23 protein-coding genes are annotated in these 22,242 nt (G+C 61.9%); 11 read left to right on the forward strand and 12 right to left on the reverse strand.

Features of this window, described 5'->3' with window-relative positions:
• Window positions 1–12 precede the first annotated feature (12 nt).
• Complete coding sequence (locus ACQ7C1_RS14755) at window positions 13–1,398, forward strand: DegQ family serine endoprotease (protein ID WP_085777479.1); 1,386 nt, start codon at window positions 13–15, stop codon at window positions 1,396–1,398.
• A gap of 14 nt (window positions 1,399–1,412) precedes the next feature.
• Entirely contained in the window at window positions 1,413–3,248 is a 1,836-nt protein-coding gene (gene ftsH, locus ACQ7C1_RS14760; RefSeq protein WP_430958785.1) for an ATP-dependent zinc metalloprotease FtsH, read from the forward strand.
• Window positions 3,249–3,410: 162 nt separating this feature from the next.
• On the opposite strand, the gene msrB is transcribed toward ftsH, so the two are convergent.
• A complete protein-coding gene (gene msrB, locus ACQ7C1_RS14765) occupies window positions 3,411–3,824 on the reverse strand; it encodes a peptide-methionine (R)-S-oxide reductase MsrB (RefSeq protein WP_064801305.1) in 414 nt (137 codons plus the stop codon).
• Window positions 3,825–4,012: 188 nt separating this feature from the next.
• Between msrB and ACQ7C1_RS14770 the strand changes: the two genes are divergently transcribed.
• Together ACQ7C1_RS14770 and ACQ7C1_RS14775 are read left to right on the forward strand one after the other, a co-directional pair.
• On the forward strand, window positions 4,013–4,228 hold the full coding sequence (locus ACQ7C1_RS14770) for a hypothetical protein (RefSeq protein ID WP_430958786.1): 216 nt from the start codon (window positions 4,013–4,015) through the stop codon (window positions 4,226–4,228).
• A gap of 457 nt (window positions 4,229–4,685) precedes the next feature.
• Window positions 4,686–5,117 (forward strand): MucR family transcriptional regulator, encoded by a 432-nt coding sequence (locus tag ACQ7C1_RS14775; protein WP_010060045.1) that lies wholly within the window; start codon window positions 4,686–4,688, stop codon window positions 5,115–5,117.
• A 375-nt stretch (window positions 5,118–5,492) separates the two neighbouring features.
• Here the strand turns inward: ACQ7C1_RS14775 and ACQ7C1_RS14780 are convergent, their stop codons facing one another.
• Together ACQ7C1_RS14780 and ACQ7C1_RS14785 are read right to left on the reverse strand one after the other, a co-directional pair.
• Entirely contained in the window at window positions 5,493–5,915 is a 423-nt protein-coding gene (locus ACQ7C1_RS14780) for a SufE family protein (protein ID WP_064801307.1), read from the reverse strand.
• Window positions 5,916–6,411: 496 nt separating this feature from the next.
• Window positions 6,412–6,900, reverse strand: coding sequence for a DUF5330 domain-containing protein (locus tag ACQ7C1_RS14785; RefSeq protein WP_097599836.1), 489 nt, complete (start codon window positions 6,898–6,900; stop codon window positions 6,412–6,414).
• A 451-nt stretch (window positions 6,901–7,351) separates the two neighbouring features.
• Between ACQ7C1_RS14785 and ACQ7C1_RS14790 the strand changes: the two genes are divergently transcribed.
• The 4 genes from ACQ7C1_RS14790 (at window position 7,352) to ACQ7C1_RS14805 (ending at window position 12,120) form a co-directional block, all read left to right on the forward strand.
• Window positions 7,352–8,893 carry a sensor histidine kinase gene (locus ACQ7C1_RS14790; RefSeq protein WP_430958787.1) on the forward strand — a complete coding sequence of 514 codons (1,542 nt, stop codon included), beginning with the start codon at window positions 7,352–7,354 and terminating at the stop codon, window positions 8,891–8,893.
• On the forward strand, window positions 8,865–9,818 hold the full coding sequence (locus ACQ7C1_RS14795) for a peptidoglycan-binding domain-containing protein (protein WP_183703737.1): 954 nt from the start codon (window positions 8,865–8,867) through the stop codon (window positions 9,816–9,818). Before ACQ7C1_RS14790 ends, ACQ7C1_RS14795 begins: the two co-directional genes overlap by 29 nt.
• A gap of 108 nt (window positions 9,819–9,926) precedes the next feature.
• Entirely contained in the window at window positions 9,927–11,375 is a 1,449-nt protein-coding gene (locus tag ACQ7C1_RS14800) for a methyl-accepting chemotaxis protein (RefSeq protein ID WP_430958816.1), read from the forward strand.
• 400 nt (window positions 11,376–11,775) lie between these two features.
• The gene (locus ACQ7C1_RS14805) at window positions 11,776–12,120 is read left to right on the forward strand and encodes a DUF1491 family protein (RefSeq protein ID WP_085777486.1); all 345 of its coding nucleotides are present in this window, start codon (window positions 11,776–11,778) and stop codon (window positions 12,118–12,120) included.
• A 19-nt stretch (window positions 12,121–12,139) separates the two neighbouring features.
• Here the strand turns inward: ACQ7C1_RS14805 and ACQ7C1_RS14810 are convergent, their stop codons facing one another.
• On the reverse strand, window positions 12,140–13,189 hold the full coding sequence (locus ACQ7C1_RS14810) for a DUF2336 domain-containing protein (protein WP_430958788.1): 1,050 nt from the start codon (window positions 13,187–13,189) through the stop codon (window positions 12,140–12,142).
• Window positions 13,190–14,028: 839 nt separating this feature from the next.
• On the opposite strand from ACQ7C1_RS14810, the gene ACQ7C1_RS14815 reads away from it, so the two are divergent.
• Entirely contained in the window at window positions 14,029–14,196 is a 168-nt protein-coding gene (locus ACQ7C1_RS14815) for a hypothetical protein (protein ID WP_198175509.1), read from the forward strand.
• Window positions 14,197–14,248: 52 nt separating this feature from the next.
• Here ACQ7C1_RS14815 and ACQ7C1_RS14820 read toward each other — a convergent pair whose 3' ends face one another.
• The 3 genes from ACQ7C1_RS14820 to ACQ7C1_RS14830 all read right to left on the reverse strand — a co-directional run bounded on the left by ACQ7C1_RS14820 (window position 14,249) and on the right by ACQ7C1_RS14830 (window position 17,718).
• The gene (locus tag ACQ7C1_RS14820) at window positions 14,249–14,800 is read right to left on the reverse strand and encodes a DUF1254 domain-containing protein (protein ID WP_430958789.1); all 552 of its coding nucleotides are present in this window, start codon (window positions 14,798–14,800) and stop codon (window positions 14,249–14,251) included.
• Window positions 14,793–15,380: a DUF1214 domain-containing protein gene (locus tag ACQ7C1_RS14825; protein WP_430958790.1), complete on the reverse strand. Its 588-nt coding sequence runs from the start codon at window positions 15,378–15,380 to the stop codon at window positions 14,793–14,795. Before ACQ7C1_RS14825 ends, ACQ7C1_RS14820 begins: the two co-directional genes overlap by 8 nt.
• A 151-nt stretch (window positions 15,381–15,531) precedes the next feature.
• Complete coding sequence (locus ACQ7C1_RS14830; RefSeq protein WP_430958791.1) at window positions 15,532–17,718, reverse strand: transglycosylase domain-containing protein; 2,187 nt, start codon at window positions 17,716–17,718, stop codon at window positions 15,532–15,534.
• Between the two features lie 193 nt (window positions 17,719–17,911).
• On the opposite strand from ACQ7C1_RS14830, the gene ACQ7C1_RS14835 reads away from it, so the two are divergent.
• Complete coding sequence (locus ACQ7C1_RS14835; protein WP_430958792.1) at window positions 17,912–18,388, forward strand: YcgN family cysteine cluster protein; 477 nt, start codon at window positions 17,912–17,914, stop codon at window positions 18,386–18,388.
• 7 nt (window positions 18,389–18,395) lie between these two features.
• On the opposite strand, the gene ACQ7C1_RS14840 is transcribed toward ACQ7C1_RS14835, so the two are convergent.
• Window positions 18,396–18,956, reverse strand: a complete 561-nt coding sequence (locus ACQ7C1_RS14840) for a TetR family transcriptional regulator (protein WP_430958793.1) — start codon at window positions 18,954–18,956, stop codon at window positions 18,396–18,398.
• 106 nt (window positions 18,957–19,062) lie between these two features.
• Here ACQ7C1_RS14840 and ACQ7C1_RS14845 point away from each other — a divergent pair, with 106 nt between their 5' ends.
• Complete coding sequence (locus tag ACQ7C1_RS14845; RefSeq protein WP_430958794.1) at window positions 19,063–19,977, forward strand: SDR family oxidoreductase; 915 nt, start codon at window positions 19,063–19,065, stop codon at window positions 19,975–19,977.
• On the opposite strand, the gene ACQ7C1_RS14850 is transcribed toward ACQ7C1_RS14845, so the two are convergent.
• From ACQ7C1_RS14850 to ACQ7C1_RS14865, 4 genes are all read right to left on the reverse strand, one after another.
• On the reverse strand, window positions 19,968–20,132 hold the full coding sequence (locus ACQ7C1_RS14850; protein WP_171049179.1) for a hypothetical protein: 165 nt from the start codon (window positions 20,130–20,132) through the stop codon (window positions 19,968–19,970). The two genes, ACQ7C1_RS14845 and ACQ7C1_RS14850, sit on opposite strands and share 10 nt — an antisense overlap.
• Window positions 20,114–20,497 (reverse strand): hypothetical protein, encoded by a 384-nt coding sequence (locus tag ACQ7C1_RS14855; RefSeq protein ID WP_430958795.1) that lies wholly within the window; start codon window positions 20,495–20,497, stop codon window positions 20,114–20,116. Before ACQ7C1_RS14855 ends, ACQ7C1_RS14850 begins: the two co-directional genes overlap by 19 nt.
• 254 nt (window positions 20,498–20,751) lie before the next feature.
• A complete protein-coding gene (locus tag ACQ7C1_RS14860; protein WP_221113190.1) occupies window positions 20,752–21,132 on the reverse strand; it encodes a VOC family protein in 381 nt (126 codons plus the stop codon).
• A 133-nt stretch (window positions 21,133–21,265) separates the two neighbouring features.
• The gene (locus tag ACQ7C1_RS14865) at window positions 21,266–22,171 is read right to left on the reverse strand and encodes a S1C family serine protease (protein ID WP_183703755.1); all 906 of its coding nucleotides are present in this window, start codon (window positions 22,169–22,171) and stop codon (window positions 21,266–21,268) included.
• Window positions 22,172–22,242: the final 71 nt, after the last annotated feature.

Here is a 22,242-nt window from a genome sequence, read left to right on the forward strand (position 1 = left end):
AGGATCAAACCGATGTTCGATTTAGCCCCGAGGCTCCGCACGATCGCCGTTTCCGCAGCTATCGCCGCCGGAGCCGTCCTGATCACCGTCACCCCCGTCATTGCACAGACAGCGGCGCCTGTACCTTCGGCTGCCAGCTTGCCAAGCTTAGCGCCGATGCTCGATCATATCACCCCAGCCGTCGTTAATATCGCTGTCGTCTCGCGGTCACCAGCCGAAAACAATCCTCTCTACAGCGATCCGAACTTCCGCCACTTCTTTGATGTGCCGGAGCAGCAACGGCGGGGTAGGATGAGTGCCGGTTCTGGGGTCATCATCGACGCTGCGAAAGGCTATGTGCTCACCAATCATCATGTCGTGGATGGCGGGACGGAGATTTCCGTCACGCTGAAGGATGGGCGTCAGTTCCCGGCAAAACTCATCGGCAGTGACAAGGAAACCGATATCGCGCTGCTCCAGATCGACGCAAAAAATCTTGTGGCGATCCAGGTCGGCGATTCCGACGCCCTCAAGGTGGGCGACTATGTCGTTGCGATCGGGAATCCTTTCGGGCTCGGTCAAACGGTTACGTCGGGCATCGTCAGCGCCCTCGGACGCAGCGGCTTGAACATCGAAGGCTATGAGGACTTCATTCAGACGGATGCCTCGATCAATCCGGGAAATTCCGGGGGCGCCCTGGTAACGCTCGATGGCAAGCTGATCGGGGTCAATACAGCGATCCTCAGCCCCGCCGGCGCCAATGTCGGCATCGGATTTGCCGTTCCAAGCAATATGGCGGTGACGGTGATGAATCAATTGATTGCCCATAGGGAAGTGCGACGTGGCAGGCTCGGCATCGGTATCCAGAATATAACGCCCGACCTGGCTGAGGCACTAAGACTTGGCGATTTGCGGGGCGCCCTGATTGCCAATGTCGAGCCTGGCTCGTCGGCCGAGCAGGCCGGACTAAAGACCGGCGATGTGGTGACGGCGATCGACGGGCGTCCCGTTCATGGCGCGACTGACCTCAGGAATCGGATCGGCCTTACGCCGGCGGGCAGCAACGTCCGCTTGACTGTGAAGCGTGGCGATGACGAGAGGGTGATTGCTGCCACCATCGCTGCCGAAGACCACTCTCCTGCAGATCTGTCCGGCACGGCGCTGGAGGGTGCCAGCATGCGGGACGCCCCTAAAGGGGGATTGCGGGATGGGGGCGTCTCCGGCGTGCTGATAGAGAATGTGGCTCCCGGCAGCACCGCGGCTCGCGCCGGTATTCGGGCCGGCGACTTAATCGTTGCGATAAACCGCGTTCCCGTTGCTTCCATCGCCGACTTGCGACGGACGATTGCCGAAAAACCAGCTATAGTCGCCCTCGAACTGATCCGCGATGGCGGCCGGCTGCTGCTGGTCATCCGCTAGCCGGGAGCGGCCTCATGGCTATGAACAGCAAGACAAAGTTCAACATCGGATATTGGATCGCCGCCTTCTTCGTCCTCGTGGCAATCCAGTATCTTTTTGCGACGACGACGCAAGTTGCAGGGATCTCTTACAGCCAGTTCGAAACGGACCTCCGGGACGGCAAGGTCGCCGAAGTCGCCGTCTCCGACAACTTTATCCAGGGGCGCTACAAGGAGCCGCAGAACGGCCGGGCCTTTTTTCTGACGACGCGTGTGGAGCCCAGCCTCGCCCAGCAGCTTCAGAGCCATGGGGTGATCGTAACCGGTCAGATCGAAAGCACCTTCCTGCGTGATCTTCTTTCGTGGATTATTCCCGTGGCGCTCTTCGTCGGCATCTGGATGTTCGTGCTGAGGCGCATGGGTGGCGGGATTGGCGGCGGCCTCATGCAGATCGGCAAGAGCAAGGCACGAATTTATGTCCAGTCTGACACCGGCGTGACGTTCAAGGATGTGGCCGGGGTCGACGAAGCCAAGGAGGAGCTCAAGGAAATCGTCGACTTCCTCAAGGATCCGGCAGGTTACGGCCGGCTGGGTGGCCGGATGCCGAAAGGGGTGCTGCTCGTCGGCCCACCTGGTACCGGCAAGACCCTGCTGGCGCGCGCAGTCGCAGGGGAGGCCGGTGTACCATTTTTCTCGATTTCCGGCTCCGAATTTGTCGAGATGTTCGTCGGCGTCGGTGCTGCGCGCGTCCGCGATCTCTTTGAACAGGCGCGCGCCAAGGCGCCGGCCATCATCTTCATCGATGAGCTCGATGCACTCGGCCGCGCCCGCGGCATCGGTCCGATGGCGGGCGGTCATGACGAAAAGGAGCAGACGCTCAACCAGCTGCTCGTGGAGCTCGACGGCTTCGACTCGTCTACGGGGCTGGTATTGCTTGCCGCCACAAACCGGCCGGAAATCCTCGATCCCGCCCTCCTGAGGGCCGGCCGCTTCGATCGCCAGGTGCTGGTCGACCGACCTGACAAGGCCGGACGCATCGAGATCCTCAACGTGCATCTGAAGAAGTCGAAGCTGGCGCCGGAAGTCGACATCGAGCAGATTGCCGCGCTGACACCAGGGTTTACGGGTGCGGACCTTGCCAATCTCGCGAACGAGGCAACGCTGCTCGCCACGCGCCGGAAAGCCGATGCTGTCAGTATGGAGGATTTTAACAACGCGGTAGAACGCATTGTCGCAGGTCTCGAAAAGCGCAACCGGCTGCTCAATCCCAAGGAGCGGGAGATTGTCGCCCATCACGAGATGGGCCATGCACTGGTTGCGATGGCATTGCCTGGTGTCGATCCTGTCCACAAGGTCTCGATCATCCCGCGCGGCATTGGCGCGCTCGGCTATACGATTCAGCGGCCAACGGAGGATAGATTTCTGATGACCCGCGAGGAGCTCGAGAACAAGATGGCGGTCTTGCTCGGCGGACGCGCGGCTGAATGGATCATCTATGGCCGTTTGTCCACGGGTGCGGCCGACGACCTCGTCAAGGTCACGGATATCGCCCGCGCCATGGTCACCCGATACGGCATGACGGAAAAGCTGGGGCACGTCGCGCTTGAGAAGGACCGGCGCTCATTCCTTGCGACAGACCAGCCGTTCTACGGACCACAGGAGCATGAATATTCCGACGAAACCGCCGCAGCGGTCGACGAAGAGGTCCGACGGATTGTCGACGAGACGTTCGGCAGGGCGGTGGAATTGCTTCGGAAACGCAAAAGCATGCTGGAACGGGCGGCGCGGCTTCTCCTCGAAAAAGAGACTCTAAATGAGACCGACTTGCGGTCCCTTCTGGTCAGGGTCGAAGCGGCGGATCAGCCCACTTGAGTGGGCGGCACGATCAATCGGCCGCCGAGAAGGTGACAATTGCGGCCGAGACGTCGTAGGCCGGCGCGGCCTTTGCCGGGCTCAGGTGGCCTCCGGAACTTAATTCGCCGCGGCGACCTATGCCGCCTGGAGTGCTCTGATCGTGCCGATCATGGCTCGGCGTTATTCCCCTGGCTCGAATACCATGGCGTGGCCGTTGATGCAGTAGCGCAGGCCGGTCGGCGGCGGGCCGTCGGGAAAGACGTGGCCGAGGTGGGCGTCGCAGGTGCCGCAGCGGATTTCGGTCCGCACCATACCGTAGCTCGTGTCGCGATGCTCGGTCACAGCATCGGGAGAAACCGCTTCGAAATAGCTCGGCCAGCCGCAGCCGGCGTCGAATTTCGTGTCAGAACGGAAAAGCGGCGCGTTGCAGCCGACGCAGCGGTAGAGCCCCGTCTCGAAGGAATCCCAGTAGGGGCCGGTGAAGGCGCGTTCGGTGCCGTGCTGGCGGGTAATGCGGTATTGCTCGGGCGTGAGCTGCTCTTTCCATTCGGCGTCTGACTTATGGATCTTGGCGGTGGTTGCAGTTTCGGACATGACGTGCTCCTTTCGCCGAAGGGCGGTTCCGTTTCGCCAGAAATGTGGTGCGCCGTCCTTGTTTCATCAAGCCTCCGGCGCCGGGCCGCGGGAATGGCGGCATGCAGCTATCAGGGAAAGACGTCTGCTTTTACATCTATTAAGGGTTTTCTGTTAGGGTTAATGTTACGTACATTGAGGAGCCATTGGTGTTTGAAGCTGCAATCGTCCTGCTCTACGGCCTCGTGGCCGTGACCGCCATGGCGGTCACGCTGCTGGAGGGCTGGGCGAATCATGCCGGTTTGACGTTTCATCGTCTCGCCGGACTTGTCGCCTGCCTGCTCTGGCCGCTGACGCTTCTGCTCTTTATCCTGCACGGTTCGGTCGTCCGGCTGCTGACGCGTCTCTCCCGCTCACTGGCCTGATCACGGCAACTCTCTGAACCCGTGCTATTGCCGCCTTAACCTGTTTTACCCCGAACTTATGCACAGGAAGCTGTGAGTAAAGCTTGGCCTAAAGTCCTATAATTCTTCGTCAGCCATTTTTTCTCAAGAAAAACGACAAATAATAATTGGCCTTTCGGCCAAACGATGGTATTTGAAAATGCAAGTAGAATTCTGATTGTGAATTACAATCGTTCTGCTTCCAAGTCCCTCAGTTTTGATTTTTCAATGTCTAACTGGGGCCATCGCCTGGAGCAAGACGGTAGTGGTTTTCGGTCAGGCAGTATAAGAACAGGTCTCGGACTTCGGAATCTAGGGGTGGATTTCACGTTTTTCGAAACAGAAGATTGCTTCCTGTGCTTTTGCTGTTCGCTTCTACGAGGCGGGTCTTTGGCGTGACAGTCAAAGATCGTTTGAGCATGCTAACAGGAGAAAAAATATGACGGATATGGCGACCGGCAATGGGCCGGAGCTGCTTGTGGAACTGACGGCCGACATCGTCGCGGCTTATGTCAGCAACCATGTTGTCCCGGTCAGCGACCTGGCAAATCTGATTTCCGACGTGCATTCGGCACTGAGCAACACGTCCGTACCGCAGCCCGCTGCGGCTGTCGTCGAAAAGCAGAAGCCTGCAGTCTCTGTCCGCAAGTCCGTACAGGACGAGCAGATTACGTGCCTGGAATGCGGCGGCAACTTCAAGTCCCTCAAGCGTCACCTCATGACGCATCACAGTCTCTCGCCGGAAGAATACCGTGAGAAATGGGACCTGCCGACCGACTACCCGATGGTAGCGCCCGCCTATGCCGAAGCGCGTTCGCGCCTGGCGAAGGAGATGGGCCTGGGTCAGCGCCGCAAGCGCGGCCGCGGCTGAGCTTTCGAAGCAGTCAACGACAAAAGCCGGGTCTTGTGCCCGGCTTTTCTGTCTGGACCGCAAACATGATGCCGAAAACCGGATGCGTTTCCGGGCGCTGTCTGTCCGGGCCTGTTAAATGAAAGCAGGATTCAGACTTTAGTGCAAACGGCCCAGAGTTCATCCTGTTCTGAACGAGGATAATAATCTCCCTGACTATTCCGCCGCTGTCGCAAATCATGCACTGGGGAGACGGGATATTATCAGGAAGCCTCTCTTACGCTTGGGAGGGTGAGGTAGAATGTATTCCTATACTATAAGGAAGTGTTAATATAGTCGATTGGCCGTCTCCGCAAATGCGCGATCGGCCGCGCTGACCGACCGAATCGATCGCGTTCAGGCCGCGGCGCGGACTTTCGCCTCTTCCCGGATTCGCTTCACCATCGAGCGCAACCCGTTCGAGCGTTGCGACGACAGGTTCTCCACCAAGCCGATCTTCGAGAAGATCTCGAAGGCATCGAGAGCAGCGATCTCGGAAGCCGGCTTGCCGGAATAGGTTGCAAGTACGATGGCGACGAGGCCGCGCACGATATGCGCGTCGGAATCGCCTTCGAAACTCATGATTGGGTTTTCCGGATCGCCCGACGTATGCGTCACCAGCCACACCTGGCTGGCGCAACCCATCACCTTGTTCTCCGAGGTGCGTTTTTCCTCGGCGAGCTCGGGCAGCGCCTTGCCCAGTTCGATGACATAGCGGTAGCGGTCTTCCCAATCGTCCAGGAAGGCGAAGTCATCGATGATCTGGTCGAGGGATGCCATAAAAAGCCTTTCACCTTTTGGCATGCTGGCAAAACGACACGGCAATTTTGCGTCCGGACATGCTCTAGGACTGCATATAGGTGATAGACCAACAGATTTGAACCGCTAAAGCGCGTCGTCTTGCCGATGCCGCGCTCCAGCTTTTATTTTACGCACGTCGTTATCGAAAACCACCGCACATTATTGCGCGACATGCTCTCAAAAGAAACGCCGTGAGGGATGGGCATCCTCACGGCGCAGCAATCTGCTGAGTTAAACAGGGCAGGCACGTCAGGCATGGGGCATTTCCGCGTCATGCGGACCACCGATGCAAGCTCTAAAGCATGTCGCGCAAAAGTGTGCAGCGGTTTTGCGTGAAAGACATACGGCAAACCAAGGACCTAAAGCGCGGCAGGCGAATCTTAAGGATCGCACCGCGCTTTAGAATTCAATTGAGAAGCGGTCTCGCCTCCGAATATTGCTCATGCGCGGCGGGCCGATTGCTCGCGCAATTTCGTCAGATCGCCGGCTTCGGCGTCGGCAGCGGGATCGCGCCGGTTACTACGGTCGCGGCTTCATCGTCGACCGGCGGACGGTAAGGCATCGGCTGGTTGAGCGCAGCCTTTGCCTCGCGTGCCTTCTCCTGAACGGAAGGAGAGGCGAGGGAGGGTGCGGCGGCTGCCACCCGGTTTGCCGGTTCGGCGGGGCTTGCGGTCGTCGTCGGTTCGTCCGTGAATTGGCTGTCGAGAAGTTCGTAAGCCACGCGGGCGCCCTCACGGGCCCGGTAGCCGAGCGCCGTCAGGGTCTCGGCGCCTTTGGCGCAGACCTCCGGCTTTTCCGAGCACATGCCAGTGAGATAATCATAGGCGCCGCTCGCCGCCGTGAATGCATCGGAGAGCTGCAATTGCGGGCCGCCGGCGAGCTTGTCGGATCCCTCCGTGCTGAAGACGGAAAGAAGCACGAGCACAAGGCCAAACCAGAAGGATCCTTTGATCAGAAACCACATTGTCGTTGCCCATCCTGTTTTCCCGTCCGGTTCTATCGCCGAATCAGGCCGGTTGTCCGGTGTGCTTTCACCATATCGGCAAGTTGCGAATGCCGCTTTTCAAAACTCGTGCGCATTTGCGGCAAATTTAATTCGAATTTTAGCGAAGTGCATTTGAGCCGCATTTAAGTCGAATGCGAGCGATTGTCGTTAAGTATCAGGGCGGCACCTGCTTGCAATTGCAGGGCTTTTGCCGGTTCGCCTTGCCACAGGAGTTAACGCGATGCTGAAATATGAAGGAAATCCGCCGCTTACTGGCCATTAACCACAAAAAGCAAAGGAGCGCGCGGATGCTCCAAAATGGGAATTTCTGCTCTTTCTGGCTGTGAACAGCGCCTTTGCCTTATCCTTTCCTTAAGTCGCGGCGGCCTATTGTCCGGATCGACAGACAGCCTCTTTGGGCGGGTATTGCGTGCGAGTATTGAGTGACATTGGCGGCTGGGTGACGACCCTCGTAGACCGGGCGGCGACAAGCTGGCTTTCCCGGACGGGCGGCGGCGAAGCCGTGCGCCAGCGCGAGCTTGCGATTCTGCGCCGCCTCGTGCTGCTCTCCTCGGCCGCTCTCGTCGCCGCGCCTGTCGGTCTTTCGGCGGTCACCAGTCCGGCCGTCGCGCTGCCGGCCGGCGTCGCCATGGTCTGCGCCGCCTTTCTCTTTTCCGCCGTCGGCAGCATCGCGCTGGCCCGCCAGGGCTCGTCCGCCGGCATTGCCGCACAGTCGGCCGAGGATTTCTTCCTCGCCGTCACCCCCGGCCTCGTCTTCTTCCTGGATCCGCACGGCAGCGTCGCCACCATCGGCGGCCGCGACCGGCGCGATTTCCTTGCCTGGATGCGCGATCCGAAGGGCAGGGGCTTCCTGGAGCAGGTGCATGTCTCAGACCGTATCCTGTTCTTGCAGGCGCTCGATGAGCTCAGGCGCGGCGAAGATGCCGCAAGCGTCGATCTGCGCCTCGACCGGCCTTCGGTCTCGCGCGATCAGCGCCAGTTCGCCTATTTGAGAATGGACATGACGGCGCGCCGTGATGCCGATGGCGAGCTTGCCGCCGTCATCGCCCAGCTGCGCGATGTCTCCGTCGAGCAGCAGCTGCGGGCCGAAGCCCAGAACCGTGCGGCCGACGCCGAGTCGGCAAATGATGCCAAGTCGCGCTTCCTCGCCGCGGTCAGCCACGAACTGCGAACGCCGCTGAATGCCATCCTCGGCTTCTCCGATATTCTGATCGGCGAATATTTCGGGAAGTTCGAAAACGACCGCCAGCGTGAATATGTCGGGCTCGTCCGCGAATCCGGCGCGCATCTGCTCTCCGTCGTCAATACCATGCTCGACATGAGCAAGATCGAAGCGGGGCGCTACGAGCTGATTCTCGATGCCTTCGATATCTCAAGCTCCGTCAGATCCTGCGAATCGATGCTGGCTTTGCAAGCAAAGACCAAGGGCGTCACGCTGACGAGCCGGATTCAGCGCGGGCTTGGCGAGATCGTCGCCGATCAGCGCGCCATCCAGCAGATCCTCATCAATCTCGTCGGCAATGCCGTGAAATTCACCGAAGCCGGCGGCGTCGTCTCGGTCGATGCGGCGGCGCGTGACGGCATTTTGAAGCTGACGGTCAGCGATACCGGCATCGGCATTGCCGCCGAAAAGCTGGCGATGCTCGGCCAACCTTTCGTCCAGATTCAGAACGATTACACCCGCCGCTTCGAGGGCAGCGGTCTCGGCCTCTCGTTGGTCAAGGGGTTAGTGGCGCTGCATGGCGGCAATTTTGCCATTGCCAGCCAGCCGGGCGAAGGTACGATCATCACCGTTGAGATCGCGGTGGATGGCTCGGGCGCCCGGCGCGCCGAAAATGCCGGCCATGGCGCGACCGTCGAATTTCCGCCGCGGCTGAAGGACGCGGTCGGCACCGGAGCAGAATTGGAAGAGGGGCTTTTCGATGGCCGCGCGCAAGCGAAAATCGCCTAAGGGAAAGAAGCGACGGCAGCAGCCGGGCCTTGTCGTGTCCGGTGCGGCCGCTCTCGGGGGGCTCGGCCTGCAGGGCGCCTCCGCGCTGGGTGGTCTAGGGCTGCAGGGGGCGTCCGCGCTCGGCGGCGTCATCGGCCGTAATCCGTCGGTCGCCGGCGGCACGATCGCCTTCTTCGTCATCTTCTCCTTCGTTGCGGCCAACGCGCTCTGGTATCAGCCTGGCCTGCATCCGCACCCGATTTTCCGCACCCGCGACCCGCAGTCTCCCAATGTGCTCGGTGCGCGCCGTCCAACCGACGAACAGCCGGCTGACGTCACCACCTTCCGGATCGAACGGCCGGAGGATGCCGCCACCACCAGCGGAACGCCGGCGCCGGCCGCAGCCGCTCAGCAGCCGAGCCAGCTCGTCATGGACATCCAGCAGCAGCTGGTGCGCCGCGGCCTCTATAACGGCACCGCCGACGGCATCATCGGTCCCCGCACCAGCGCCGCCATCCTGTTTTTCCAGGAGACCGTCGGCATGGCCCAGACTGGGGAAGCGACGCCGGAGGTGCTGGCCGCGCTGAGAACCGACGCTGCCGGCCCCTCGACTGTGCCTGTGGAAAAACCGCCTGAGGATGTCACCTCGAAGGCGGCAGCGGAAGACCCGGTGGCTGCCGCGATCCGCAGCGCCGAAAAGACCGTCAAGACGGCTCCGTCAGCCGCAAAGCAGCTTCCATCGAGCGAGCTCGCCACCGTCGACCTGGTGCTGAAAATCCAGAAGGGCCTTTCCAACATGGCCTATGCCAATGTCGGCGTCGACGGTGTGGCGGGCGAGCAGACCCGCGCCGCCATCCGCCATTTCCAGAAGCACTATAACCTCCCCGAAAACGGCGAACCAAACGAAGCGGTGCTGAAGAAGTTGAAGGAAATCGGTGCGATCTAAGGCGTTCGCGCCGTAGATTACAACCTAAGTCTAAGACCCTAGCGCCGTTTGCAACTTGTTAACCATGTTGTCCGAAGCTTTGCCCATTGCGGCGGGGGAATGTCGGTCATGCATGCGCTGAAGGCGATAGACGATCTGGCCGGAGAACCGGCGGCCAAAGCGGAAAGCCCGGATCGCGAGGCATTGCGCCACATCCTGCAGCGCCTTGCTGAAGAAGCCTCCACCCTTGGCATCGATCTCGTCGATATTGCCGGCGCCATCCAGGACATGGCGGCGATGTCGGCGCGCCACGCCTCCGCCTTCGATCATGTCACTAGCACCGCACTTTCGATTGCCGAGACCAATCGCTCGGTCGCCCTGTCGCTGCGCGAGACCGACCGCACGGCGGCCGAAGCCCGCCAGATGCTCAAGGAATCGGCCGACCGCTTGTCCGGCTCCGTTGCGGAGATCGGCCATATGGTTCAGGCTTCCAACGTCATCGGCGCCGAAATCGCCGGCTTCTCGAAATCGCTTGCCGATGTCGACAAGATTGCCGAGGAGATCAGCACCATAGCCCGCCAGACCAACCTTCTGGCGCTGAACGCCGCGATCGAGGCGGCGCGCGCCGGCGATGCAGGAAAGGGTTTCGCCGTGGTTGCCGCCGAAGTGCGCGCACTTTCGCTGCAGACGTCGAAGGCGACCGGCTCCATTCAGGACACGCTGGATGAGCTGCGGGTGAAGATCGACCGGCTGTCGGCGGTCGGCGGTGATGCCCGCGATAGCGCCGCCGGCGTGCGCGACAAGTCGGAGGCGATGCGCGGCGCCTTCGAAAGTATGGAACATGTCATCACCCGCATTCTCGACAGTTCGACCGTCATGGCCAACACCACCGAGGCGGTCGACCAGCAATGCGCCGGCTTCGTCCAGAAGCTCGGCGAGATGTCCGCCGAGGTCGCCGATTCGAATGTCAGGCTGCAGCAGGCGGCAAAACGCGTCGACAGCGTCGTTGGCCTCTCGGAAACGCTGATCCAGCTGACGGCGAGCGCCGGCGTCAAGACCGCCGACAGCCGCTGGATCGAGGAAGCACAATCGGCGGCAAGGCAGATATCAGGCGCATTCGAACGCGCCGTCGCCGAGGGTCAGATCGGTTTCGATGCCCTCTTCGACCGGCGCTACCGGCCGCTGCCTGGCACCGATCCGATTCAGGTGATGGCCGCCTTCACCGAGCTCACCGACCGTCTGCTGCCGCCGATCCAGGAGGCCGTCGTCGCCCTGGACGAGCGCGTCGCCTTCTGCGCGGCGGTCGACGAAAACGGTTATCTGCCGACCCATAACCGGAAGTTTTCGCAGCCACAGCGGCCAGGCGACGTCGTCTGGAACACCGCCAATTGCCGCAATCGCCGCGTCTTCGCCGATCGCGTCGGCCTTGCCGCCGGCCGCAGCACCGCACCTTTCCTCGTCCAGACCTATCGCCGCGACATGGGCGGCGGCAATTTCGTGATGATGAAGGATATCTCCGCGCCGATCACCGTCAGGGGCCGCCATTGGGGTGGCTTGCGGCTGGCGATCAAGGTCTGACGCATTCGTCAACGCTTGACTGCGGATTGCCGGCGCTCGCGCGCCGGTTTTAGAGCCTTTCCGGGCTAGATTGAAGCATTCTGCAGGAGCAGGTTTTCGTCAGGGTAAAGGCGATTGGCGACGGGCATACCCCAAGGTACGTCCGAGCCGGTCGCCTTTGATCCTGGCTAGAGATGCCCGGCCCACCGGCCGCACCGCTTCGCCGCGGCGAAGCGATAAGTGCGTCCGGCGATTCTGAAGTCTTGCAGATTTGCAAGGCAAATCTGCGGGAGGGTTGGCTGAAACGGGCCGGCTTGGCCGTAGAGCTCGGCTACGACACGCGCCGGCCGGTCGACCATCAGACTCCGTTTGAGCCAACAGAATGCTTCAATCTAACCCGGAAAGGCTCTATACCGCGCCGATGAGATTACGCGCCGACATCTTCGTATCTTCCCTTCTGCGCCGCGTCTTCGCGAGTGGCGATTTCGCGGCTGTGGAGAAGAAGGGCGCGGAGGAGGCGGGCGCGATCTTCATCCGCCAGCACTTCCGCGACGGCCTGGAGACCCTCTATGCGCCGGCGCCGCAGACCGCCTTCGGCGAAGACGAGATCCGAGACCGGTTGTTCGAAGTCCGTCTCGCGCGAAGCGAGCCGGAAGCGGTGCGGGCGATACTGGATCGCGAACGCCGCTTCGACCCCGATCTCTGGATCGTCGAGCTGGAGGCGGAGGAATTGGGGGACATGATCCCCTTGGCGGGGGATCGCTGAGGGTCAGGTCTTCTTCAACTCAACGCGACCGCCGCCCCAGCGCGCGCATATCGCGCTGCACCGGCGCCTGACGGATGAAGCGGTGGGTTTCTGTTTTCCGAGATGTGTCCGAATCGGGTGCCTCGGCCTTGTAGGTGTAACGATCGGCGCGCCGCCAGGCCTCCACCCTTTCGTGGCATTCTTCCGGATCGAGCGCATCGAGCACCATCCAGCCGCGCGTCACATTGTGCTGTTGTTCGGCAAGATGCGGATAGAAGCGTTCCAACACGAAGACGGCGTCGAGAAAGCTCATGCCGAGGCTCGTCAGCGTCGTGGCGAGCTGCTGGCCGGAGAGGTCGAGCATGATGCGTTCGGCAAGCCAGCGGCTGGCGGAAAGCGCATCGGCAAGTGCGGTGGCGAAATGCGTCGCCTCGTGCGACCGGGCGAAGCGCACCAGCAGCGCCTCCTGAACGTCGGTGAGGGTGCGCAGGCCGAGCCTGTCTTTATCATCGCGGCCGAGATGGCCGGCGAGATCGAGGATGCGTCCGCGCAAGGCTTCTTCATTGGCGACGCGCTGCTCCTCCAGCGCTTCGGCCTCGTTGCTCTCCACCTGAACCGGCGAAAGCGGGACGGTCACCGGTTCCGTGATCGGCGCCGAAGCAGCCGCGGCGCGCGGCTGGGTCTGGCGCAACGCCACCAGCGCGTCGATGACCTTCGGCGAGAGCGAGTCGCGGCTGACGATCGCCTTGACGTGCGCCGCACCCTGCATGCGCGCGATGGTGATCAGCGTGTCGTCGGCAATGGCCTTCGAGGCGACAAGGAAAGGCGCGGCGATCTCGATCGGCTGATTGCCGATGAACAGCGCCACGGCTGCCGGCATGGTCTCGCACTGGGAAAGGGCCGCGACCGCCTGGCGCTTGGCCTCCTCGGAGGAAGCTTGGAACAGCGGTGTGAAAAGTTCGGCGAATTGGCGCAGCTCGGATCGTGTCGGACGAGATAGGCTCTCGAAACTGCTCACCGTCGCCATTAACACCACGTCCTTTTTCCTGACGGCCAATGGGCCCTCTAGGTCTCGAAACCGGTCACGCACAAGCACACCCTGAAAACGCAGAACCAAGGGAAACCACGGGCCGATAGCGCTGGCGGAGGCGCCTCTCGGACCACACGGATATGAACAAATCCTACACCGGTACGGTTAATGGATGCTGAAGATTTTCTTAAAATGATACAGAAATATGCCTGCGGAACGTGCGGCGAATTGCTAGCCGGCTAGTAAAGGCGATCGGGTTTGAAAGGGCGCTGCGGCAGTTCCCGCGGCCGGTGCGGCGGCTGAAACAGCTCGTTCCTCCCTTCGGATCGGTTCTCGCCATTCGAACATGCCGCAACGAGAAAGATGAAAATCGGGCCGCTACGCCATTTCGAGCGTGGCGGGAACTGCGATCGGTCCCTCTCCCGAAACGCGTGGCCAATGCGGGACAAACCAAAGCCGATCCGGATGTGCCGCAACGAATATTTTTGTGCCGCATATTTGCAACACCGGCACCGCCTGCGGCTGGCAGATACCGTCAACCATATGAATTGTTTCTAATTTTATATTACCGGCTGCCTTCTGATCTTTCACCGGGGGCATGAAACTAAATCGACTCTTCAAGCGTTGAAGAGGAAGTTACGGAAACTGTATTTGGCATCCACCGAATATTAGTAAACTGTTAACTGTCATGTGTCTCAATTCGGACAGGAACGACGCGATTTGAGTGTTTGGATCGTCGAAACTCCGCATCACGGTATTTCAGTCAGGTGCCGTGGGAAAGGCGCGAATGCCCTCGGTTCGGCCATGCCGGCACCGCAGGACGCGCCGGCCCGCAGATTGGCGGGCAGGGTGAAATCCGTCGCAAGTTCATCCGTCTCGGGCAGTGCATGGAGACGAGAATGGCAATAGTAGTCGCATTGGCGGATCGGCGGCCGCGGGCGCCGCGTCGCCCGGACAAGGAACCGCGCGAAGCCAAGATCCTCTGGTTCACCGGAGTCCGCTACGAGCGGCTCGCCGAGAAGCCTAGACATGGCCCGGCGCCCGCGCCGCGCGCCAGGAAGAAGTAAGCGCTTCCTCAACCCCAGAGCGTGATGGCGAAATTGAGAACAGGCATCCCGCTTAATTGCCAGGGGTGAATTGCTCGCAGCCCGCTTCCGTCAGGAAGTTGCGCGCTGCTTCGTCGAAGCTTGCCTGCGGTGCCAGCGTCCGTAGGACTGCATAACCGTCCGGCCGCGCCATTTCCACCAGGATCGCTTGGTCCAGTTGCCTCGGCAGGTTCTTGCGCAAGTCCGTCAACTGGATCGGCCCGCCCGCCAGGACGTCGAGCGCCCCGCCGACCGATGTCCGGTCGTTCATGCTGAACACCTCGTTGGAGGCGCTGTCGTAGATGGCGATCGACCAGAAGGGCACATTGCCCTTGGCGGTGAAATGCACCGGCGCATCCTCGACATCGAAGGAGCAGACGGCGGTCCGCAGGAAGGGGTCGCCATTGGCAAGCCCAGCCTCGTCGTATTGCTCGCCGAGCAGATAGAAATTGTTGAGATCGCCCTCTGCCGCCACACGAGTCGCCGCATCCCTGCCGGTGAAATGCGGCAGGGACAGGATGATGACGAGATGCAGCAGCGCCGCACCGAAAAGCCCGGTCAGGACGGCGAAGAAGATCCTAAGCATTGCCGCACCCGGTCTTGGTGAGTTTCGGCATGGCGAGATCGATTACACCGGAGCTGCCGGCGGTCGGCGTATCGAACAGGGTCAGCACCAGCCGGAAGGTGCCGGCCTGCGGCAAGGCCAGCCAGTTGCCCGGCCGAGCGACGGCGGAGATCTCGATCGAAAAGCTGCTGTCGGGCTGGCGCAGCACCGTCCAGGAATTAAGCGCCGCCGGAAGCCCGGTCTTCACCGCCGCCGGATTGCCGCCATTGTCGGCGGTAAAGAGCGTCCAGAGCCGGGCGGGCGGCGTCTGTCCGCTGAGGCGGTAGCGGCAGCCGGCATTCAGTCGTCCGCCTTCATCGTCGACACTCGCCGTGAAGGTCAGGCCCTCGGCGCTGCCGTAGAGCAGCTTGCCGGCGCGGGCCCGGTGCGATTTGGCGTAAGGATCGGCATCGACCGTCTGCAGCGCCGGAAAGGCCTCCCAGGCGCCGAGCTTGATCGCGCCGAAACCCTGTGTCGCATCCAGCGCATAAAGCGAAATCATGATCCCGCCGCCAAAGGCGACGATCAGCGTGATCAGGATGAAAAGGGGGAATCGAAACACGTCATGACCTTGGAAACCGGGATGACAGGGTTAACACTGATTCTGGCAGGGTGGAATGCCGGGTGGCGAATGAACGCCGATCTGTCCAGGGGCGGCTGGTCTCGTCTGCATGCTCGCGGAGACAGAGAAAAGCGACACTTCCACGCAGCTCCTAATCCGCGCTCGCCACCTTCTGCGGCGTCAGCGGCGCGGCGGCCTTCAACTTCTCTCCGAGCTTCTTGAGAATGTTTGTCGATTGCACCGAGAGCATACGCGGCCGGATGAGCTGGGGCAGTCCGTCCTGCGGCTTGGCGGCGACGGTCTTGGCGAGATCCTTCTCCGAGGGCAGGGGGTTTTCGACGCCGGGGATGGGGCGCAACGTCACACCCTGATGGGCGTAGTCCATGGCGCGCTTGAAGGTCATCGCAGGCAGTGAGCCGCCTGTCATGTTGTTGGTCGAGGTATAGTCGTCATTGCCGAACCAGACGGCGCAGGTGTAATTGCCGGTGAAGCCGACGAACCAGGCATCGCGATAGGCTTGAGTCGTGCCGGTTTTGCCGGCTGTCAGGATGCCGTTGTCGAGTGCCGCCTTTCGTGCCGTGCCGACATAGGGAACCCGCGACAGCATCTGGTTCATGTAGGCATCGGCCTGCTCGGACAGCACGCGTTTCGGCGCCGGCTCGTCACGATCGAAATCGTAGAGCACATCGCCTTCGTAATCGAGGATCTGGGTAATGCCGTGGCGGCGCGATTGATAGCCGCCGGCCGGGAAGGTGGCATAGGCTGTCGCCTGATCCAGCACCGTCACCTCCGATGTTCCGATCGGGATTGTGACGTCGTCGCGGATCGGCGTTTCGACGCCGAGGTTTTTCGCCATCGCCCGGATCGGCTGGATGCCGAGCTTTTCCTTGGCAAGCCGCACCGGCACGGTATTGATCGACTGGGCGATCGCCGTCTCGAGCGTAATGCGGCCGACATAGCGGTTGGCGTAATTATGCGGGCTCCAATTGCCCCAGGAAATCGGCGCGTCGACGATCGTCGTCTGCGGCGTCATCCCGCTCTCCATCGCCAGCGCGTAGGTATAGACCTTGAAGGAGGAGCCGGGCTGACGCAGTGCCTTGGTGGCGCGGTTGAACTGGCTCTCACCGTAATCCCGCCCGCCGACCATGGCGCGTACGGCGCCGCCGTTCTCGATCATCACCATGGCGCCTTGCTTGGCGTGATAGGCCTCGCCATATTCGCGCAGCGACGTCTCGACCGCATCTTCGGCAGCCTTCTGGATGCCCGTGTCGATCGTCGTGCGCACGATCAGCGAGTGCTGGTGGAAGCGCGGCGAAAGCCGCTGCACTTCGTCGAAAGCCCAGTCGAGGAAGAAATCCGGCGATTCCACCTCGTTGCGATCGACGACGGTCGCCGGATTGCGTCTGGCGGCGATCACCTGGCCTTCGGTCATCAGACCGCTCTGCACGAGATTGGTCAGCACTTCGTTGGCACGCGCACGCGCCGCCGGCAGGTTCACGTGCGGCGCATATTTGGCCGGCGCCTTGAACAGGCCGGCCAGCATCGCCGACTCGGCAAGGTTCACATCGGTGATATTCTTGCCGAAATAGAACTGCGCCGCAGCAGCAGCGCCAAAGGTGCCGCCGCCCATATAGGCGCGATCGAGATAGGTGGAGAGGATTTCCTTCTTGGAAAGGTTTGCCTCGAGCCACAGCGCCAGGAACGCTTCGGTGATCTTGCGGTCGAGCGAGCGCTCGTTGGAAAGAAAGAGGTTCTTGGCCAGCTGCTGGGTCAGCGTCGAGCCGCCCTGCACGACTTCGCCGGCCTGGGCGTTGGTCACCATCGCGCGGAAGAGGCCGACCACGTCGATGCCGAAATGGTCGAAGAAGCGCCGGTCTTCGGTGGCAAGGACGGATTTGATCAGGGAATCCGGCAGCTCGTCGATCGGTACGGAATTCTGGTGGATGACGCCGCGATGGCCGATGACGTTGCCGTAGCGGTCGGTGAAAGTGACGGCGAAATCGCCGCGATTGCGCCAGTCCTCCTTGGTCGCCTCGAAGGCCGGCTGGGCAAGCACCAGCATCAGCACCGCGCCGGCCGCCCCGAGGGTCAGCCCTTCGCCGGCGAGCTCGAAGACAATGCGTTTCCAGCCGCGCACGCGGAAGCGGCGGAAGAAGATGGTGGTGTCTTCCCAGATCTCTGCGGCGCGGAAGCCGGCGTTCCAGACGGTCGAATCGATCCACGAATCGATGCGCAGCAGAATGTGGCGGCTCCTGGTCGGCCGCCTGCCCACCGTGTCACCGGTTCGCTTGTCTGCTTCCTTTTCAGGCCCTTTTTCAGGGTTGTCCGGATCCTGCACGTCCTGTATTCCCGCCTGATCGAGCTTGCCTCATGTCCGGTCGCCGGAAGCGACGAAAGCGCGAGGCCCGATCGCCCGAAAGCTCTCCGATACCAGGAGCATGCTGAAGAATTGATTGATTTTGCCGCGGATAACAAGAGAGATAGAGTGGCGGTCACGTGATTTTGCGGGCCGCTGTTGCAAGAAACGGACGATGAACGATCTGCCCTTCTGGAAGAAGAAGACGCTTGCCGAAATGACCTCCGCCGAATGGGAAAGCCTCTGCGACGGCTGCGGCCTCTGCTGTCTCAACAAGCTCGAGGAATGGGATAGCGGCGATATCTATTTCACCTCGGTCAGCTGCAAACTGCTGGACGGCCACAGCTGCCGGTGCTCCAGCTATGAGAACCGCTGGGATTTCGTGCCGGACTGCGTGCAGCTGACCAGGGAAAACGTGCCCGAGATCGCCTGGCTGCCGCCGACCTGCGGCTACCGGCTGATTAATGAGGGCCGCGATCTCTACTGGTGGCATCCGCTTGTCTCCGGCGATCCCGAGACCGTCCACGCCGCCGGCATTTCCGCCCGCGGCCGCACGATCAATGAAAACGAGATCGATGTCGACGATCTCGAGGATTACGTCGTTGACTGGCCGCTGACCGTGGGCGCGGAAAAGGATGAAGAAGATGCGTGAGCGGCGGTCACAATTCCACTGCTGACAGGAAGCGCCGCAATTCGGTCTCCACATAGGCGGCCACCGGGCCGCCGGCGCCAAAGCCCCACCAGGTGAGCGATCCCTGCCATTGTGACAGCATCAGCCGGGCGATCGTTTCCGGCGCCTTCGCCGAGCCGAAACATTGTGCGATCGCCGCCGTCAGCGTCGTTCCCCAGGCCGCACCTCGGGCGCGCAGCACCGGATCGCGAAAATCCTCGCGCAGCACCAGCAATCCCTCGCCATAGGCGGCGGCATCGTCGCCGTAATCCTGCGACAGGCCGACGAGCAGCGCGACGGCGCCCTCCGGCGTTTTCGCCACGCTGCCGGCAAGCCGCTCTGTTTCCGCATCCAGCCGGTCCCAGGCGTAGAGTAGCGCGGCGCGCAACATCGCCGCCTTTGTCGCGAAACGCTGAACCAGTGTTGAACCGGAAAGGCCACTCGCCTTCGCCACCGCCGCAAACGTTGCTGCATCCGGCCCTTCGGCATGGATCAGGGCCAGCACCATGGCGAGAAGTTGTTCGTCGGAAAGGGTGCGGCGGCGCGGCATGAATTTCCTCTTGCGTTCACTTTTAATATGAACGAACATTCGTTTATATTCAACTAGGGGCGGTGGCAGTCCGCCGGCTCTCGGTTCTAGCGTGGAGGATGGAAACGTGACAGCGGATTTGCGGGGGAAAGTGGCCTTGGTGGCGGGCGCCACGCGTGGCGCCGGCCGAGGCATTGCGGTGGAACTCGGCGCTGCCGGCGCCACCGTCTATGTGACGGGTCGCACAACACGCGCCGGGCAATCCGAATATATGCGGCCGGAAACGATCGAGGAGACGGCCGAGCTGGTGACGTCGGCTGGCGGCAAGGGCATTGCCGTGCAGGTGGATCATCTCGTTCCGCATGAGGTCGAGGCGCTCGTCGCGCGCATCCGGACGGAAGTCGGCCGGCTCGACATCCTCGTCAATGACATCTGGGGCTGCGAAAAGCTGTTTGAATGGGACAAGGCGGTCTGGGAGCATTCGCTGGACAAGGGCCTGCGCATGCTGCGGCTCGGCATCGAGACGCATTTGATCACCGCCCATTACGCGCTGGCGCTGATGATCGAGCGGCCGGGCGGGCTGCTGGTGGAGGTAACCGACGGCACGGCCGAATACAATGCCACGCATTACCGGCTCTCGCCCTTCTACGACCTCGTCAAGACGGGCGTTACCCGCATGGCCTGGGCTCATGCGCAGGACTTAGCCAAATACGGCGCCACCGCCGTTTCGATCACGCCTGGCTGGCTGCGCTCCGAAATGATGCTGGAGGCCTATGGTGTGGGCGAGGAGAATTGGCGCGACGCGACCAAGGTGCAGCCGCATTTCGCCATTTCCGAAACTCCGCGCTTCATCGGCCGTGCGGTCACCGCGCTGTCGGCCGATCCCGACCGCGCCCGCTGGAACGGCCAGTCGCTGTCGAGCGGCGGGCTGGCCAAGGCCTATGGTTTCGACGACATCGACGGTTCGCGGCCGGATTGCTGGCGCTATCTGCTGGAAGTGCAGGAGCCGGGCAAACCGGCTGATGTAACCGGCTACCGGTGAGGCTGACCGCCGCCCTTGGGCGCGCCGCTGCCCTGAGGCGCGGTTTGGGCTGCCGTCTTCATCTGTCCGGCGAAGCTGGTTTCCGGCTTCGTCGCCAGCTTGTCCTTCTTCGGCTTGCGGGCCTCGCGATTGCTTCTCAGCTGTCCTTTTGCCATGGATGGATCTCCCGTTGGACTGGAATTGAAAGCTGTTGGCCGCGCGTTACCCGCCTGCAGAATTTGACCGGCGGCTTGGTTCGGCGTTCGCGCGGCAATCCCTGGATCGCATAGCGGTTGCAGACGGGGGTGACCGGTTTCGGTTGCTTCTTCGGTTTGCCGAAATGGTATTCGAGCGCCCGTAAGAGCATGACCGGCGAGGTGACGCCCTCCTGGAACAGCTTGATCAGCAGCATGGCTGCGGCGTTGCAGGCCTGTTCGTCCTCGACCGGGATTTTTGTTGTATAGCCGGCGGCATCGAGCACGCCCCGAAGCATGTCGAGATCGGATGACGTCAGATAGGGCTTATCGGAAGTGGAAGACATCGACGTCCTCCTTTCGTCGGGGCGGGGGTTATGAAACCCTCAGTCGGCAGCGCCCGTGCGATGGCTGCCGAAGCTGAAACAATGCGCCTTTCGCCGGAGCAACGCAACGGGATTTTCGCGGCTGACAGAGGCTCTGGCGCAGGCACAGCTCGCACCTCCGAGATGCTGGGCATGATGATCATTGCGCCGCCCGACAGGCTGGCTGACGGGCGAGGGCTGCCCTCGGCCCCTCAAGAGCTGCGGCCCGACCGCCGTTATATTTCGCCTTTGTGGAAATAGGCCTCGAGGCGGTAGCCGTCCGGATCGATGACGAAGGCGGCATAATAGAAGCGGCCGTAATCCGGCCGGATGCCTGGTTCGCCGTTGTCCGTGCCGCCGGAGGCGATCGCAGCCGCATAGAACGCGTCGACCGCGGCCTCGTCCGGCGCGACGAAGCAGAAATGCAGCCCGGACTGCATGTCGGCGACAACGGGGCGCGCAACCTGCATCACCCAGAGGCCGACCTGTTCGGAACCGTAGCCGATCATGCCGTCGGAATTCGACAGGCGCTCATATCCGAGCGGCGCCAGCGCCGCATCGTAGAAGCGGCGGGCTCTTTCGAGATCTCTGACGCCGATGGAGATATGATCGAACATGGACCGCAAACTCCGTTCATCCCAGGACTGCCGGCAGCATCTTTCAACGGCAGCTCCAAGTCAACGAGAGAACATGCATCGAACAGGCGCGCCGGATGACCGGCCCCTCTTGCGAGGCCAGCCGGGACGCGACCTACTGCAGCTGCGGCTTTTTCAGGAAGCTGTTGCGGTCGGCGGATTTGATCCGCAGCCAGGCCTCCCGGCCGTTGCGCAGGATCCGCATCGGAATCTCGGCGCCGGCTGGGCCGCTGCTCCAGAGCTTGCGGTAGAAATCGGCTAGGCCATCGACCTCTTCGTCGCGGATTTCCGAAATGATATCGCCCTGACGCAGGCCGGCCTCGGCGGCCGGGCCGCCTTCGGCAACGCTCATCACCACCACGCCGCCACTGCTTTCGGCGGAGAATGCGCCGAGCCAGGGCCGCGGCGGCTTGTTGACCTGGCCGCGGTTCAAGAGATCGTCCAGGATAGGCGGCAAAAGATCGATCGGAACGATCATGTTGATATCGGCCACCTCGCCGTCCTGGCTCATCTGCAGACGAAGCGAACCGATGCCGAGAAGCTTGCCGTCCGCGCCGATCAGCGCCGCGCCGCCCCATGCGGGATGAGCCGGCGCGGTAAAAATCGCCTCATCCAGCAGATATTCCCAATAACCGGCGAATTCCTGCCGGGCCACGATGTTTGCCTGGACATATTCGCCGATGCCGTCGGCAAGCACGACGGGATCGCCGGGCTTGGCCGCGGCCGCATCGCCGAAATCCACCGCCGGCGCGTTCAGAGCGCCGAGCGCCTGCACCAGTCCGAAACCGCTCTCCTGGTCATAGGCAAGCGGATGGGCGGGAACCACCCGGCCGTCCAGGGTCGTCAGCCAGACTTCCTCGGCCTCGGTAATGAGATAACCGATAGTCAGCACCAGCCCATTGTCGCGAATGACCACGCCGCTGCCCTCGCGGACGGTGCCCAGCGTCTCCGCCGTGAAGGCATCTTCCGGAATGGTGGAACGGACGGCCACGACTGACCGCAAGATAGGATCGATATTCATGCTTTCATCCCGATGGGCGCCGCCGCGCAACGCCGAAAGCCGGCACTTCTCCTTCCATAGGTAAGGAGATG

The sequence above is a fragment of the Rhizobium sp. Nf11,1 genome, assembly GCF_050587665.1.
In the GTDB taxonomy this organism is placed as follows: Bacteria; Pseudomonadota; Alphaproteobacteria; order Rhizobiales; family Rhizobiaceae; genus Rhizobium.

Bases quoted from the DNA above. Each gene is read 5' to 3' on its own strand.
- ACQ7C1_RS14780 (WP_064801307.1), bottom strand. From the start codon at position 5,915: ATGGCATCCCTCGACCAGATCATCGATGACTTCGCCTTCCTGGACGAT.
- ACQ7C1_RS14755 (WP_085777479.1), top strand. From the start codon at position 13: ATGTTCGATTTAGCCCCGAGGCTCCGCACGATCGCCGTTTCCGCAGCT.
- ACQ7C1_RS14800 (WP_430958816.1), top strand. From the start codon at position 9,927: ATGCATGCGCTGAAGGCGATAGACGATCTGGCCGGAGAACCGGCGGCC.
- ACQ7C1_RS14855 (WP_430958795.1), bottom strand. From the start codon at position 20,497: ATGTCTTCCACTTCCGATAAGCCCTATCTGACGTCATCCGATCTCGAC.
- ACQ7C1_RS14820 (WP_430958789.1), bottom strand. From the start codon at position 14,800: ATGCTTAGGATCTTCTTCGCCGTCCTGACCGGGCTTTTCGGTGCGGCG.
- ACQ7C1_RS14850 (WP_171049179.1), bottom strand. From the start codon at position 20,132: ATGGCAAAAGGACAGCTGAGAAGCAATCGCGAGGCCCGCAAGCCGAAG.
- ACQ7C1_RS14795 (WP_183703737.1), top strand. From the start codon at position 8,865: ATGGCCGCGCGCAAGCGAAAATCGCCTAAGGGAAAGAAGCGACGGCAG.
- ACQ7C1_RS14775 (WP_010060045.1), top strand. From the start codon at position 4,686: ATGACGGATATGGCGACCGGCAATGGGCCGGAGCTGCTTGTGGAACTG.
- msrB (WP_064801305.1), bottom strand. From the start codon at position 3,824: ATGTCCGAAACTGCAACCACCGCCAAGATCCATAAGTCAGACGCCGAA.
- ACQ7C1_RS14835 (WP_430958792.1), top strand. From the start codon at position 17,912: ATGAACGATCTGCCCTTCTGGAAGAAGAAGACGCTTGCCGAAATGACC.
- ACQ7C1_RS14840 (WP_430958793.1), bottom strand. From the start codon at position 18,956: ATGCCGCGCCGCCGCACCCTTTCCGACGAACAACTTCTCGCCATGGTG.
- ftsH (WP_430958785.1), top strand. From the start codon at position 1,413: ATGGCTATGAACAGCAAGACAAAGTTCAACATCGGATATTGGATCGCC.
- ACQ7C1_RS14865 (WP_183703755.1), bottom strand. From the start codon at position 22,171: ATGAATATCGATCCTATCTTGCGGTCAGTCGTGGCCGTCCGTTCCACC.
- ACQ7C1_RS14815 (WP_198175509.1), top strand. From the start codon at position 14,029: ATGGCAATAGTAGTCGCATTGGCGGATCGGCGGCCGCGGGCGCCGCGT.
- ACQ7C1_RS14860 (WP_221113190.1), bottom strand. From the start codon at position 21,132: ATGTTCGATCATATCTCCATCGGCGTCAGAGATCTCGAAAGAGCCCGC.
- ACQ7C1_RS14785 (WP_097599836.1), bottom strand. From the start codon at position 6,900: ATGTGGTTTCTGATCAAAGGATCCTTCTGGTTTGGCCTTGTGCTCGTG.
- ACQ7C1_RS14805 (WP_085777486.1), top strand. From the start codon at position 11,776: ATGAGATTACGCGCCGACATCTTCGTATCTTCCCTTCTGCGCCGCGTC.